Genomic DNA, 13,682 nt, shown 5'->3' with positions numbered 1-13,682 from the left:
GTATGAACCTGATCGAAATCCGCGACCTCAGCGTCGCCTTCAACGGCCAGACCGTGGTCCGCCACTTGAGCCTGGACGTACGCCCCGGCGAGTGCCTGGCGTTGGTGGGCGAGTCCGGCTCGGGCAAGTCGGTGACGGCCCATTCAATCCTGCAATTGCTGCCGCAAGCCGGCACTCACACCACGGGGTCCGTGACCTATCGCGGCCAGGCGCTGATCGGCGCTTCGCCCGCCACCTTGCAAAAACTGCGCGGCAACCGCATCGCCATGATCTTCCAGGAGCCGATGACGTCCCTCAACCCGCTGCACAGCATCGAAAAGCAGATCGGCGAAACCCTGCTGCTGCACAAGGGCCTGGGCGGTAAGGCGGCACAGGCGCGCATCCTTGAACTGCTGGAACTGGTGGGCATCCAGAAACCCCAGGAACGGCTCAAGGCTTACCCCCATCAATTGTCTGGCGGCCAACGCCAGCGGGTGATGATTGCCATGGCCCTGGCCTGCGAACCGGAACTGCTGATTGCCGACGAACCCACCACCGCGCTGGACGTGACGGTGCAGCGCAAGATCCTGCTGCTGCTCAAGTCCTTGCAACAGCGCTTGGGCATGTCGCTGCTGCTGATCAGTCATGACCTGAACCTGGTGCGCAGCATTGCCCAACGGGTGTGCGTGATGCGCGCCGGGGAGATCGTCGAGCAAGCCGAATGCCAGGCGCTGTTCAACGCGCCCCAGCACCCTTACAGCCGCCTGCTGCTGGATGCCGAACCCGCCGGCGATGCGCTGTGCAGCGATGAGCGCGAAACGGTGCTGCAGGTCGACAACCTGAGCGTGCAGTTCCCCCTCGGCGGCGGCCTGTTCCGGCGCAAGACTTACCTGCGCGCGGTGGATGACATCAGCCTCAGTGTGCAACGCGGCAAGACCCTGGGTATTGTCGGCGAGTCCGGCTCGGGCAAGTCCACGCTGGGCCAGGCGATCCTGCGTTTGCTCGATTCCACCGGCAGCATCCGCTTCCAGGGTGAAGCCCTCGACCCGTTGAACGCGCAGCAGATGCGCCCGTGGCGCAAGCAGATGCAGGTGGTGTTCCAGGACCCCTATGGCAGCCTCAGCCCGCGCATGTCGGTGCAGCAGATCATCAGCGAGGGCCTGGAAGTCCATGCGCCTTGCAGCCTCGCCAAGCGTGATGCGCAAGTGATCCAGGTACTCAAAGACGTGGGGCTCGACCCCGAGAGCCGCCACCGCTACCCCCACGAGTTTTCCGGTGGCCAGCGCCAACGCATCGCCATCGCCCGGGCCTTGGTGCTCAAGCCGGCGCTGATGCTGCTCGACGAACCCACCTCGGCACTCGACCGCACGGTGCAAAAGCAAGTGGTGGCGCTGCTGCGCGAGCTGCAGGAAAAGTATGGCCTGACCTACCTGTTTATCAGCCACGACCTGGCGGTGGTCCGCGCCATGGCCCATGACATGATCGTGGTCAAGGACGGCAAGGTGGTGGAGCGTGGTGCCAGCCATGATGTGTTCGAATCGCCCCAACACCCGTACACCCAAGAACTGCTGGCTGCAGCGCACATCCCCTTGTAGGATTTTGTTTCCATGAGTACCAGTCTCAAGGATTACCAACAGGTTCGCGGCCTGGCCATCCAGTCGCTGTTCGAGATCATCGAGCAGTCCAGCGAAGGCACGGTGATTGTTGATCGCGACGCCAATATCGTGTGGATGAACGAGCGCTACGCCAAGCGCTTTGGCCTCAAGCGCGCCGATGAGGCCATCGGCCAAGCGTGCGAGCAGGTGATTTCCAACAGCCTGTTGCGCCAGGTCGTGCGTAACGACCAACCGATTTTGCTGGATATCCAGGACACACCCAAAGGCCCGCTGGTGGTCATGCGCCTGCCGATCCACGACGATGCCGGCATGGTCATCGGCGCGATCGGGTTTGCCCTGTTCGATGAGCTGCGTAACCTGTCACCGCTGATCGAACGCTACCTGAGCCTGCAACAGGAACTGGCCTCCACGCGCTCGCTGTTGCGTTCACGGCAAAGCAAATACAACTTCGCCCACTTTATCGGCACCAGCGCCGCCAGCCTCGAAGTCAAGCGGCGTGCGCGGCGCAGCGCGAGTGCCGAGTCGCCGGTGTTGCTGCTCGGGGAAACCGGCACCGGCAAGGAGCTGCTCGCCCAGGCCATCCACGGCGCCTCGCCCAGGGCCCACAAAGCCTTTGTCAGCATCAACAGCGCGGCCATTCCCCATGACCTGCTCGAAGCCGAGTTCTTCGGTACCGCGCCGGGTGCATTTACCGGCGCCGACCGCAAGGGCCGCCCGGGCAAATTCCAGATCGCCCAGGGCGGCACGCTGTTCCTGGATGAAATCGGCGACATGCCGCTGCCCCTGCAAAGCAAACTGCTGCGGGTGTTGCAGGAGAAAGAGTTCGAACCGGTGGGTTCCAACGAGATGCGCCACAGTGATGTGCGCGTGATCGCCGCCACGTCCATGGACCTGGAAGCGGCGATCAAGCGCGGCGAATTTCGCGCAGACCTGTATTACCGCCTGAACGTGCTGCCAATCCAGGTACCGCCGTTGCGTGAGCGCCTGGAAGATATCCCGGCGTTGAGCGAAGCGATCCTCGAAGAGCTGCGCAGCCAGCATGAACTGGACCGTGAGGCCCTGGCGCTGTTGGCCCAGCATGCCTGGCCGGGGAATATTCGTGAACTGCGCAATGTGCTGGAACGTGCAGCCCTGTTGAGTGATGACCTGGTGTTGAATGCCGCCGAGATCCGTGCGGCGATTGGCACCTTCCTCCCGGTACAACAAGGCACCGTGGCGGCAGTCGAGGGTGAAACGTTCGCGGCGGCGCGGGAGCGGTTTGATCGGCAAGTGATCGATGCCGCGTTGCAGGCGTGTGCCGGCAATGTGGTACAAGCCGCCAAGCGGTTGGGGCTTGGACGCTCGACGTTGTACAAGAAGATGGTGGCCCTGGGAATCGCCTAGTCTCAAAAAGGAGACCACTTTCTCATTAACAAGACACCCCTGTGGGAGGGGGCTTGCCCCCGATTGCGGTGGATCAGCTACAGATGTTCAACCTGACACACGGCTATCGGGGCATAGGTATCTACACAACTCGGGGGGACAGCGCTGAACCTGTGGCTCGTTCTAGCGCTTAACTGACAGGCATTAGGGCAAGCCCCTTCCCACATTTGATCCTTGCATGTCTCCGAACAGAGACAAAACCCTCAAGCCCCGCGCATAAATTCAAAAATATCATTACTTTTCAATAGGTTGAAAACATGGCACACATCTCGCTATAGCCTTACCCAGCGCTTCACCCCACAAAAATAACAATCCGATGGAGACACACCATGAGTGTGATCATTGCCCTGGCAGCCTTGGCGCTGCTGATGCTGGCAGCCTACCGTGGCTACAGCGTTATCCTGTTTGCTCCCATCGCCGCCCTCGGCGCCGTCCTGCTCACCGACCCTTCTGCCGTGGCCCCAGCGTTTACCGGGGTGTTCATGGAGAAAATGGTCGGCTTTATCAAACTGTATTTCCCGGTGTTCCTGCTCGGTGCGGTGTTCGGCAAGTTAATCGAGCTGTCGGGTTTCTCACGCGCCATCGTCGCCGCCGCGATCCGTTTGCTCGGCACGCGCCAGGCGATGCTGGTGATCGTGCTGGTGTGCGCCTTGCTCACCTACGGCGGTGTGTCGCTGTTCGTGGTGGTGTTTGCGGTGTACCCGTTCGCGGCGGAGATGTTCCGCCAGAGCGATATCCCCAAGCGCCTGATCCCGGCGACCATCGCCCTCGGCGCGTTCTCGTTCACCATGGACGCCCTGCCCGGCACGCCGCAGATCCAGAACATCATTCCCAGCACGTTCTTCAACACCACGGCCTGGGCGGCGCCGTGGCTGGGGCTGATCGGTACGGTCTTCGTATTCTGCACCGGCATGCTCTACCTGGCACGCCAGCGCAACAAGGCCCAGCGCGCGGGTGAAGGCTATGGCACCGAGCTGCGCAACGAGCCGGAAACGGCCGACAACCTGAGCTTGCCGAACCCTTGGATCGCCCTGTCGCCGCTGATTCTGGTGGGGGTGATGAACCTGTTGTTCACCCACTGGATCCCGCAGTGGTACGGCAAGACCCACAGCCTCAGCCTGCCGGGCATGAGCGCGCCGGTCACCACCGAGATCGCCAAGCTCACCGCGATCTGGGCCGTGCAGGCGGCGTTGCTGGTCGGCATCGTCATGGTGCTGGTGTTTGGCTGGTCGGCGATTCGCAGCAAGCTCGCCGACGGCAGTAAAAGTGCCGTCAGCGGCGCGCTGCTGGCCGCGATGAACACCGCCTCGGAATATGGCTTTGGTGCGGTCATCGCTTCGTTGCCAGGCTTCCTGGTGCTGGCGGACTGGCTCAAGGGCATCCCCAACCCGCTGGTCAACGAAGCGATCACCGTGACGCTGCTCGCCGGTATCACCGGTTCCGCGTCCGGCGGCATGAGCATCGCCCTGGCGGCGATGTCCGAGAGCTTTATTTCGGCGGCCCATGCGGCCAATATTCCCCTGGAAGTGCTGCATCGGGTCGCGGCCATGGCCAGCGGTGGCATGGACACCCTGCCCCACAACGGCGCCGTCATCACGCTGTTGGCGGTCACCGGGCTGACCCACCGCGAAGCCTACAAGGACATTTTCGGTATCACGATCATCAAGACCCTTGCGGTGTTCGTGGTGATCGGTACTTTCTACGCCACCGGCATTGTGTGAGGTTTTCATGACGACTTTGAATGGCAAGACCGCCCTGGTCACCGGCTCGACCAGCGGCATCGGTTTGGGCATCGCCCTGAGCCTGGCCAAGGCCGGCGCCAACTTGATCCTCAATGGCTTCGGCGACGCCAGCGCGGTGATCGCCCAGGTGCAGGCGTTTGGCGGCAAGGTCGGCCATCACCCGGCGGACGTCAGCGACCCGGCCCAGATCGCCGACATGATCGCCTATGCCGAACGTGAATTTGGCGGCGTGGACATTCTGGTCAATAACGCCGGCATCCAGCACGTGGCGGCAGTGGAAGACTTCCCGGTGGAGCGCTGGGACTCGATCATTGCGATCAACCTGTCCTCGGTGTTCCACAGCACGCGCTTGAGCTTGCCGGGAATGAAGGCCAAGGGTTGGGGGCGTATCGTCAATATCGCCTCGGTGCATGGGTTGGTCGGCTCCGTGGGCAAGGCCGCGTACGTGGCCGCCAAGCATGGGGTGATCGGCTTGACCAAGGTGGTGGGGCTGGAGACCGCCACCGGCAACGTGACCTGCAACGCCATTTGCCCAGGCTGGGTGCTGACGCCGCTGGTGCAGAAGCAGATTGATGATCGCGCGGCCAAAGGCGTCGACCCGCAACAGGCACAACATGATTTACTGGCAGAGAAGCAGCCGTCGCTGGAGTTCGTGACGCCGCCGCAACTGGGTGAGCTGGTGTTGTTTTTATGCAGCGAGGCCGGCAGCCAGGTGCGTGGCGCGGCGTGGAATATCGACGGTGGCTGGCTGGCCCAATAGGCCAGACACAGAAACGCGATTGTTGGGTAGATTTTTACAAGAACAAGAGACTTCGCTGATGTCCGAGATCCTCTGGCAACCCTCCCCTGAACGCATTCGCAACACGCGGATGGACCAGTTCCGGCGCTTTATCAATGATCGCCACGGCGTGCAACTCAGCGACTACCCTGCCCTGCACCAATGGAGCATCGACCAGCGTCCGGACTTCTGGGAGGCGATCGTCGCCTTCTTCGACGTGCAGTTTCGCAGCCCGCCCTCCGCGACGCTGGTCGAAGGCCGCGAAATGCCCAGCGCCCAATGGTTCCCCGGTGCGACCCTGAACTTTGCCGAACACTTGCTGCGGCGCCGCGACGATCACCCGGCCGTGGTCGCGATCAGCGAAGACGGCCAGCGCGAACAACTGAGCTACGCCGAACTGGCACGCCACGTTGCAGGCTTGCAGCGTAGCCTGCGGGCCGCCGGTGTCACCCAGGGCGACCGCGTCGCGGCCTGCATGCCCAACACCTGGCAAACCCTGGTGGGCATGCTCGCCACCACCAGCCTCGGCGCGATCTGGTCCTGCTCCTCGCCGGACTTCGGCACCCAAGGTGTCATCGACCGTTTCGGCCAGATCGAGCCCAAGGTCCTGATCACCTGCGCCGGTTACCGCTACGCCGGTAAAACCATCGACCAGAGCGTCAAGCTCAATGAAATCCTCGGACGCCTGCCGTCCCTCACGCAACTGATCATCGTGCCTTATGCGCGGCCCCAGGCGCGGCCCGAGGATTACCGCACCCAAGCCAATGTGGCGCTCTGGGAGGACTTCTACCAGCCCGGTGGCGAGCCGGACTTCGTCGCCGTGCCGTTCGATCATCCGCTGTATATCCTCTATTCCAGCGGCACCACCGGGGTACCCAAATGCATCATCCACGGCACCGGCGGCGTGTTGCTCACCCACCTCAAGGAACACGGCCTGCATGCCGACCTGTGCCGTGAGGATTGCCTGTTCTACTACACCACGTGCGGCTGGATGATGTGGAACTGGCTGGTGTCGGTGCTGGCGATTGGCGCCACGGCGGTGCTGTATGACGGCTCGCCGTTTCATCCGGGCCCGGAGCGCCTGATCGACCTGATCGATGCAGAAAAGATCAGCGTGTTCGGCACCAGCCCCAAGTTTCTCGCCACCCTGGAAAAGGCCGGGCTGCAACCGCGCCTGAGCCACGACCTGGGCAGCCTCAAGGGGCTGATTTCTACCGGCTCGCCGCTGTCGCCCCAGAGCTACGACTACGTGTACCGCGAGATCAAGGCGCAGCTGTGCCTGTCGTCAATGTCCGGCGGCACCGATATCGTCTCGTGCTTCGTGATCGGCAACCCGGTGCTGCCGGTGCGTCGCGGCGAAATGCAGTGCAAAAGCCTGGCAATGGCCATCGAGGTGTGGGACGACCAGGGCCGGGCGCTGATCGGGGAAAAAGGCGAGTTGGTCTGTACCCGCCATTTTCCGGCCATGCCCATTGGGCTGTGGAACGACCCGCAGCAGCAGACGTTGCGCGCCTCCTATTTCAGCCAGTTCCCCGGCGTGTGGGCTCAGGGCGACTACGCCGAACAACGCCCCAACGGCAGCCTGTTGATTCATGGCCGCTCCGACGCCGTCCTCAACCCCGGCGGCGTGCGAATCGGCACCGCCGAGATTTACCGCCAGGTGGAAAAGCTCCCGCAGGTCGTGGAGAGCCTCGCCATCGGCCAACGCTGGCAGGACGATGTGCGCGTGGTGCTGTTCGTGCGCCTCAGTGAAGGCATCGAGCTGGATGAGGCACTGCAGCAACAGATTCGCCAGGTCATCCGTGCCAATACCACGCCGCGTCACGTACCGGCGAAGATCCTCGCTGTCACCGATATTCCCCGCACCATCAGCGGCAAGATCGTCGAATTGGCGGTCCGTAATGTGGTGCATGGTGAACCGGTGAAAAACACCGATGCACTGGCCAACCCGGAGGCGCTCGAGCAATTTCGCGCCCGACCCGAACTGGCGTAAAAAGATGAAAGGTTTCAGCTCTCGCACGGCGTTTTGAAGAAAAACCCTCGATGCATGCTATTTTTCGAGGGGTAGCCACCCGTCCATGTCCCGCCGGATAATGGGCGTTGTCATTTTTCAAAGCGTCATGCTCAGGGTTTTTTCATGAATGGAACATCCACCGGTAGCGAAGCCGCTGCATGGATTGCGCGGGTGGACTGGGCACAAAGCCCTCTCGGTGAGGCCAATGACTGGCCGCAAAGCCTGCGCACTGCAGTCGATATCGTGATGCATTCACCCATGCCCATGCTCCTGTTGTGGGGCCACCAACTGACGCAACTCTACAACGATGCCTTCGCTCGGCTGGCGGGCAACAAACACCCGGGTGCCCTCGGCCAGCCGGCACACCACACGTGGCCGGAACTGGAAAGCTTCACCGCACCGATCTACGAAGCCGTCCTGGGTGGCCAGGTGCGCACCTTCAGCGAGCAGCGTTTTGTGCTGCAACGCCAGGGCCGCGACACCGAAATCTGGCTCGACCTGACCTACAGCCCGGTTCGTGATGAAAGCAACGCGGTGGCCGGTATCCTGGTGACCGCCATCGAAACCAATGAACGTCGCAGCAAAGCCCTGGAACTGCAGCAACGCTCCGAAGACAGCCTCAAGGCCCAGCACAATACCGAGCAACGCCTGCAACTGGCCCTGGCCGCTACCGATGCGGTGGGCACCTGGGACTGGGATATCGGTGAAGACCGCTTTATCGCCGACGCGCACTTCGCCTATCTGCATGGCGTTGACCCCAATGACGCCGGCCTGCTGCCCATCAGCGATTACCTGCATGGCGTGCACCCCGAAGACCGCGGCATGGTGGCGCGCAGCATCAAGCACTGCATCACCTTCGGCACCGAATACGCCGAGGAATACCGCCTGCTGCAAGCCGACGGCCAGGTGCGCTGGGTGTTCGCCCGCGGCCGTTGCTACAAGGACGCTCAAGGCCGGCCCGCACGCTTCCTCGGCGCCGCGCTGGACCTCACCGAACGCAAACACACCGAACAAGCCCTGCGCCAAAGCCAGACCGAGCTGCAACTGATCATCAACGCCATGCCGGTGCTGATCGGTTATGTCGACCACGAAGAGCGCTTTCGCTTGAACAACAGCGCCTACCTCGACTGGTACGGCAAGACACCCCAGGAGTTGTACGGCAAGACCATCCGCGAAGTGATCGGCGACGAGCTGTATGCCGGGCGCGAGGACAAGATCGCCGCCGCGCTCAACGGCAAGGCCTGCAGCTTCATGGCCGTCACGCCCCATCACGATGGGCGGCCGCGCTATGCGCTGATGAAGTACCTGCCGCGCTTCGGCAGTGACGGTTCGGTCAATGGCTTCTACATCTTTGTGATCGATGAAACCGAGCGCAAGCTCACCGAAGAAGCCCTGCGCCACCTCAACGAGAACCTCGAAGAGCGCGTGGCCCAGCGTACCCAGGCGCTGGCCGAGGCCAACCAGCGCCTGCAAAACGAGATGTTCGAACGCGAGCGCGCCGAAGACGCGCTGCGCCACGCGCAAAAAATGGAAGCGGTAGGCCAGCTCACTGGCGGTATCGCCCATGACTTCAACAATATGCTCACCGGCATCATCGGCAGCCTGGACCTGATGCAACGCTACATCGCCGACGGACGCAGCGATGATATCGGCCGTTTTGCCGACGCCGCCGTGTCCTCCGCCCACCGCGCCGCCGCCCTCACCCACCGGTTGCTGGCTTTTTCACGGCGCCAGTCGCTGGACCGGCGCCCGACCGACCCCAACCAACTCGTGGCGTCCCTGGAAGACCTCTTCCAACGCACCAAGGGCGCACACATCGTGCTCAAGGTGCAATTGGGCAAGGACATCTGGCCAGTGAACACCGATGCCAGCCAACTGGAAAACGCCCTGCTCAACCTGGTGATCAATGCCCGCGATGCCATGCCCGATGGTGGCGAACTGCTGATCGAAACCGCCAACAGCTACCTCGATGGCACCGACATCACCACCCTGGAACCGGTCAAGGCCGGCGACTACGTGATGCTCGGCGTGTGCGACAACGGCAGCGGGATGACGCCGAAAATCCTCGCCAAGGCCTTTGACCCTTTCTTTACCACCAAGCCCATCGGCCAAGGCACCGGCCTGGGGCTGTCGATGATCTACGGCTTTGCCCAGCAGTCCGGTGGCCATGTGACCATCCAGAGCGAGCCGGGCCAGGGCACGTGCGTGCGTCTGTACCTGCCGCGCTTGCACGGCACCGCCCTGGAAAGCAACCTGCCCGCCAGCCTCGGCGAAGCACCGGTGGCCCGGGCCGGTGAAGCCGTGGTGGTGGTCGAGGACGACCCGGCGGTGCGCATGCTGGTGGTCAATGTGCTCGACGAACTGGGCTACACCGCCCACCAGGCGGCGGATGCGCGCGCGGCGCTGCCGTTGCTGGAGTCGGATTTACGCGTGGACCTGCTCGTCACCGACGTCGGCCTGCCGGGGATGAACGGTCGGCAACTGGCGGAAATCGCCCGTCAGCACCGCCCCGGCCTGCGCGTGTTGTTCATGACCGGTTACGCCGAAAAAGCCGCCGAGCGCCAAGGTTTCCTGGAACACGGCATGGACATGGTGGCCAAGCCGTTTTCCATTGACCTGCTGGCGACTAAAATCCGCAGCATGATCAGCGTGGCCGAATGAGTTCAGGCATAATCGCGCGCCGTCGCACACCTGGTAGAACGTTATGAAAGCCCAAGCCCGTCACATTCTGGTGAAAACCAGCGAAGAAGCCGAACAGCTCAAGCAGCGCATTGCCAAGGGCGAAGCGTTCGATGTGCTGGCCAAGAAGTACTCCACCTGCCCGTCCGGCAAGCGCGGCGGCGACCTGGGTGAAGTACGCCCCGGGCAGATGGTCGGCGCGATTGACGCGGTGATCTTCAAGAAGCCGGTGAAGGTGGTTCACGGGCCGATCAAGAGCAAGTTCGGGTATCACCTGGTGCAGGTGTTCTACCGCGATTGAGCGGTGTGTAGCAGACACCCCGCGTTGGGCTGCGCAGCAGTCCCATTCTTTGTAAACAAAGAGCGGGGCCGCTTCGCGGCCCAACGGGAGCAAGCTCCCTCGCCACCGGTTACTTTTTAGCCTTTCTCCTTCTTAACTGACTGGCATTGGGGCTCGCCAGCTCGCGACGACAGTTGGACTTAAACTCGGGGAATCAGTGCACCAGGAACCTGGATGACCCGACTCGCCAGCCGATGCCCCGCCAAAGCCGCCTCTTCTGGAGACCCGCCTTTGAGGCGCCCGGCCAAATACGCCGCACTGAACGAATCCCCCGCTGCTGTCGTATCCACCACCGTTTCCACCTTCAACGCCGGCACCGCAAAGCGCTCACCCGCGCAGCGAAGCAGACACGCATCCGCCCCACGCTTGAGCACCACTTCTGCGATCGTTGGATACGCCGCAAACACCTGTTCGCTGTCTTCATAGCCAAACAAGGCACGCTCGTCATCCTCGGTGAGCAAGGCGATATCCACTTGCACCAACACCCGGCGATAAGCCTCACGAGCCGCTTCGACATCGGCCCAGAGTCGCGGTCGATAGTTGTTGTCAAACACGACTTTGCCGCCGCGACGGCGGGTTTCGGTCAGGGCCTGGAGCAAGCGCTCACGCCCAACCTCACCGAGCACCGCCAGGGTGATACCGCTCAAATACACCACGTCATAGCCCGGCAAGGCCGCCAGAATCGGCTCGGCGGCAGGCGTAGTGAAGCACTCACGCACCGCCGCTTCATTGCGCCAGTAGAGGAATTTGCGTTCACCGTTGGCATCGGTCTGGATGCAGTACAAACCCGGCAAGCGCCCGGGCAGGCGCTGGACCCTGCCCAGCCCCAGCCCCTCTTCTTGCCATTGCCGGCACATGGCGTCGCTGAAGCTGTCATCGCCCAACGCCGTCACATAGTCGACGGTACCGACCTCGCCCAACTCGCGGCGCAGGTACACCGCCGCGTTCAAGGTATCGCCGCCGAAGCTCTGTTGCAGGCTGCCGTCGGCACGCTGTTGCAGTTCAATCATGCATTCGCCGATCAGGGCGATGCGGGGAGAAGCGATGGTCATGGGTTCACACTCAGAAACGGGTTTCCAGGGACTCGATCACCTGCAACTGCTCATCCACCAGGCATCCCACCTGCCACTTGTCGAAGGTCAGGCAAGGGTGCGAAGTGCCAAACGAAATGATATCGCCCACGCGCAGGTCAACGCCGGGCGCCACGGTCATGAACGCGTGCTGATCCATCACGGCGGTGACGAGGCAGGCGCTCACGTCATCACCTTGCGCCGGCACAATTCCCGCCTTGTAGCGCTTGAGCGGCACCGGCAGGCCGGCGTCGTAGGCCACATCACGCTTGCCCAGGGCGATCACCGCAAACCCCGGCTCCGGCAGCGATTGCACATGGGCCCACACCTCCAGCGCCGGGCGCAAGCCCTCGTGGAGATCGCTGCGTCGGTCGAGCACACAGCATTGCGCTTCTTTGTAGATGCCATGGTCGTGGGCCACGTAGCTGCCGGGACGCAAGACACTGAGGAAACGGCCGGCGGCGTTCTGTTCTTCAAACGATTCGGCGATCAGGTCGTACCACGCCGAACCCGAGGCGGTGACAATCGGCTTGGGCAGGTCGAAAGCACCATTGTTTTGCAGATCCACCGCCAAGCGCACCAGGCTGGTCGCGAACGCGCGAATGCCGCTGATGGCATGCTCACCGTGGATCACGCCTTCGTAACCTTCAATACCGGTGAGGGCCAGGGCCGGTTGGGCCTTGATCGCCTCGGCCAGTTCGCGCACTTGCTGCTCGCTGCGGCAACCGCAACGGCCACCGACCACGCCGTACTCGATCATCACGTTCAGGCGCAGGCCACGGGCGGCGAAGAACCGGCCCAGGTCGGCGACGTTGTCCGGGTTGTCGACCATGCAGTGAAAGTCGAAATCAGCATCGGCCAGCAAGTCGGCGATCAACGCCATGTTCGGCGCGCCCACCAGTTGGTTGGCCATCAACACGCGGCGTACACCGCCGGCATAGGCCGCGCGAGTCTGGACCGCGTTGGCCAGGGTAATCCCCCAGGCGCCGGCAGCTATCTGGCGCTGAAACAGCGCCGGCATCATGCTGGTCTTGCCATGGGGCGCAAGTTGCGCGCCGCTGTTGCTGACAAATGCCTGCATCCAGCGAATGTTGTGTTCCAGGGCATCGCGGTGCAGCACCAGCGCAGGCAGGCTGACGTCACGAACCAGGTGGGCACCGACGGCGGCGGCGCCCTTTGCAACGGCATTGAAGGCAGACATGGAAAACTCCTATTCGTTGATGCGCCGGGCCAGGTTATTGGCGCTTTCGATCAAGACCCGGCGGTAGTCGTTGTAGTTTTTCAGCGCATCCGCCCGAGGGGCGACAATGCACAGGGTCGCAATGCTGATGCCCTGCGCGTCCCGAACCGGGGCGGCAAAGCAATGGGTGAACGTGTCGGCCACGCTATCGAAGGAAAAGAACCCATCGAGGGTGGCCTGACGGATTTGCGCCAGGAAGGTTTCCAGCGCCAGGCGCTGGCCATCCGGCAGGATAAAGTCGTCGGCGTCGATCAGATCGATGATTTGCTGGTCGCTCAAGTGCCCCAGCAACAAGCGCCCGGAGGCTGTCCACGGAATGGGTGCGTTTTCGCCGATATCCGAAGAGATGCGAAAATGCCGCTCACCCTCGCGCATCAGCGCCACCGTGTATTTGCGCCCGTTGAGCAGGCACATCTGCGCGGTTTCGTGGGTTTGGCTGACGATTTCCTGCAAAGCGTGGTCGGCCTCGCGGGTCAGGTCGAAATGACGCAGGTGCGCCTGGCCAAGAAAATACAGCTGCCGGCCGAGGTAGACGTGACCGTCCTTGCCCACGGTTTCCAGGATGCGTCGCTCCAACAGCGAGGCGACCAGCTCGTAGACGGTGGACTTGGGGCTACCGATGCCACTGGCAATATCATTCGGACGCAGGGGCTGGCCGACTTCCTTGAGAAAATCGAGGATATCGAACGCCCGATCCAGGCCCTTGGCGCGGCGTTTGATGGTGTCTTCGGTCATGGCAATATTCGGTCCGGTCGAAGTGGTTGGGCACGACACAATTCCCCTGTGGGAGGGGGCAAGCCCC

General features: G+C 62.6%; 10 protein-coding genes. 7 read left to right on the top strand and 3 right to left on the bottom strand.

Annotated features, from left to right (window positions below; all coding sequences use genetic code 11):
* Positions 1 to 2: 2 nt before the first annotated feature.
* The 7 genes from M5B43_RS10210 to M5B43_RS10180 all read left to right on the top strand — a co-directional run bounded on the left by M5B43_RS10210 (position 3) and on the right by M5B43_RS10180 (position 10,531).
* Positions 3 to 1,574, top strand: coding sequence for an ABC transporter ATP-binding protein (locus M5B43_RS10210; RefSeq protein WP_248749982.1), 1,572 nt, complete (start codon positions 3 to 5; stop codon positions 1,572 to 1,574).
* A 12-nt stretch (positions 1,575 to 1,586) separates the two neighbouring features.
* Positions 1,587 to 2,978, top strand: a complete 1,392-nt coding sequence (locus M5B43_RS10205; RefSeq protein ID WP_248749981.1) for a sigma 54-interacting transcriptional regulator — start codon at positions 1,587 to 1,589, stop codon at positions 2,976 to 2,978.
* Positions 2,979 to 3,346: 368 nt separating this feature from the next.
* Complete coding sequence (locus M5B43_RS10200) at positions 3,347 to 4,738, top strand: GntP family permease (RefSeq protein WP_248749980.1); 1,392 nt, start codon at positions 3,347 to 3,349, stop codon at positions 4,736 to 4,738.
* A gap of 7 nt (positions 4,739 to 4,745) precedes the next feature.
* Positions 4,746 to 5,519, top strand: a complete 774-nt coding sequence (hbdH, locus tag M5B43_RS10195) for a 3-hydroxybutyrate dehydrogenase (protein ID WP_248749979.1) — start codon at positions 4,746 to 4,748, stop codon at positions 5,517 to 5,519.
* Positions 5,520 to 5,577: 58 nt separating this feature from the next.
* A complete protein-coding gene (locus tag M5B43_RS10190) occupies positions 5,578 to 7,530 on the top strand; it encodes an acetoacetate--CoA ligase (protein ID WP_248749978.1) in 1,953 nt (650 codons plus the stop codon).
* 144 nt (positions 7,531 to 7,674) lie between these two features.
* Entirely contained in the window at positions 7,675 to 10,212 is a 2,538-nt protein-coding gene (locus M5B43_RS10185; protein WP_248749977.1) for a PAS domain-containing protein, read from the top strand.
* Between the two features lie 43 nt (positions 10,213 to 10,255).
* Entirely contained in the window at positions 10,256 to 10,531 is a 276-nt protein-coding gene (locus M5B43_RS10180; protein ID WP_003174397.1) for a peptidylprolyl isomerase, read from the top strand.
* Between the two features lie 179 nt (positions 10,532 to 10,710).
* Here M5B43_RS10180 and M5B43_RS10175 read toward each other — a convergent pair whose 3' ends face one another.
* The 3 genes from M5B43_RS10175 to M5B43_RS10165 are packed head-to-tail and all read right to left on the bottom strand — an operon-like array spanning position 10,711 to position 13,615.
* Positions 10,711 to 11,622, bottom strand: a complete 912-nt coding sequence (locus tag M5B43_RS10175; protein WP_248749976.1) for a sugar kinase — start codon at positions 11,620 to 11,622, stop codon at positions 10,711 to 10,713.
* 10 nt (positions 11,623 to 11,632) lie between these two features.
* A complete protein-coding gene (locus M5B43_RS10170) occupies positions 11,633 to 12,841 on the bottom strand; it encodes an amino acid deaminase (protein ID WP_248749975.1) in 1,209 nt (402 codons plus the stop codon).
* Positions 12,842 to 12,850: 9 nt separating this feature from the next.
* Positions 12,851 to 13,615, bottom strand: a complete 765-nt coding sequence (locus tag M5B43_RS10165; RefSeq protein WP_248749974.1) for an IclR family transcriptional regulator — start codon at positions 13,613 to 13,615, stop codon at positions 12,851 to 12,853.
* Positions 13,616 to 13,682: the final 67 nt, after the last annotated feature.

The organism is Pseudomonas sp. MWU15-20650 (genome assembly GCF_023242475.1).
GTDB lineage: Bacteria > Pseudomonadota > Gammaproteobacteria > Pseudomonadales > Pseudomonadaceae > Aquipseudomonas.
The sequence above is the reverse complement of the archived record's forward strand: the minus strand, read 5'-3'. Positions and strand labels throughout refer to the sequence as shown.

Excerpts from the sequence above, each read along its gene's own strand:
- M5B43_RS10210 (WP_248749982.1), top strand. The coding sequence starts at position 3 with ATGAACCTGATCGAAATCCGCGACCTCAGCGTCGCCTTCAACGGCCAG.
- M5B43_RS10205 (WP_248749981.1), top strand. The coding sequence starts at position 1,587 with ATGAGTACCAGTCTCAAGGATTACCAACAGGTTCGCGGCCTGGCCATC.
- M5B43_RS10200 (WP_248749980.1), top strand. The coding sequence starts at position 3,347 with ATGAGTGTGATCATTGCCCTGGCAGCCTTGGCGCTGCTGATGCTGGCA.
- hbdH (WP_248749979.1), top strand. The coding sequence starts at position 4,746 with ATGACGACTTTGAATGGCAAGACCGCCCTGGTCACCGGCTCGACCAGC.
- M5B43_RS10190 (WP_248749978.1), top strand. The coding sequence starts at position 5,578 with ATGTCCGAGATCCTCTGGCAACCCTCCCCTGAACGCATTCGCAACACG.
- M5B43_RS10185 (WP_248749977.1), top strand. The coding sequence starts at position 7,675 with ATGAATGGAACATCCACCGGTAGCGAAGCCGCTGCATGGATTGCGCGG.
- M5B43_RS10180 (WP_003174397.1), top strand. The coding sequence starts at position 10,256 with ATGAAAGCCCAAGCCCGTCACATTCTGGTGAAAACCAGCGAAGAAGCC.
- M5B43_RS10175 (WP_248749976.1), bottom strand. The coding sequence starts at position 11,622 with ATGACCATCGCTTCTCCCCGCATCGCCCTGATCGGCGAATGCATGATT.
- M5B43_RS10170 (WP_248749975.1), bottom strand. The coding sequence starts at position 12,841 with ATGTCTGCCTTCAATGCCGTTGCAAAGGGCGCCGCCGCCGTCGGTGCC.
- M5B43_RS10165 (WP_248749974.1), bottom strand. The coding sequence starts at position 13,615 with ATGACCGAAGACACCATCAAACGCCGCGCCAAGGGCCTGGATCGGGCG.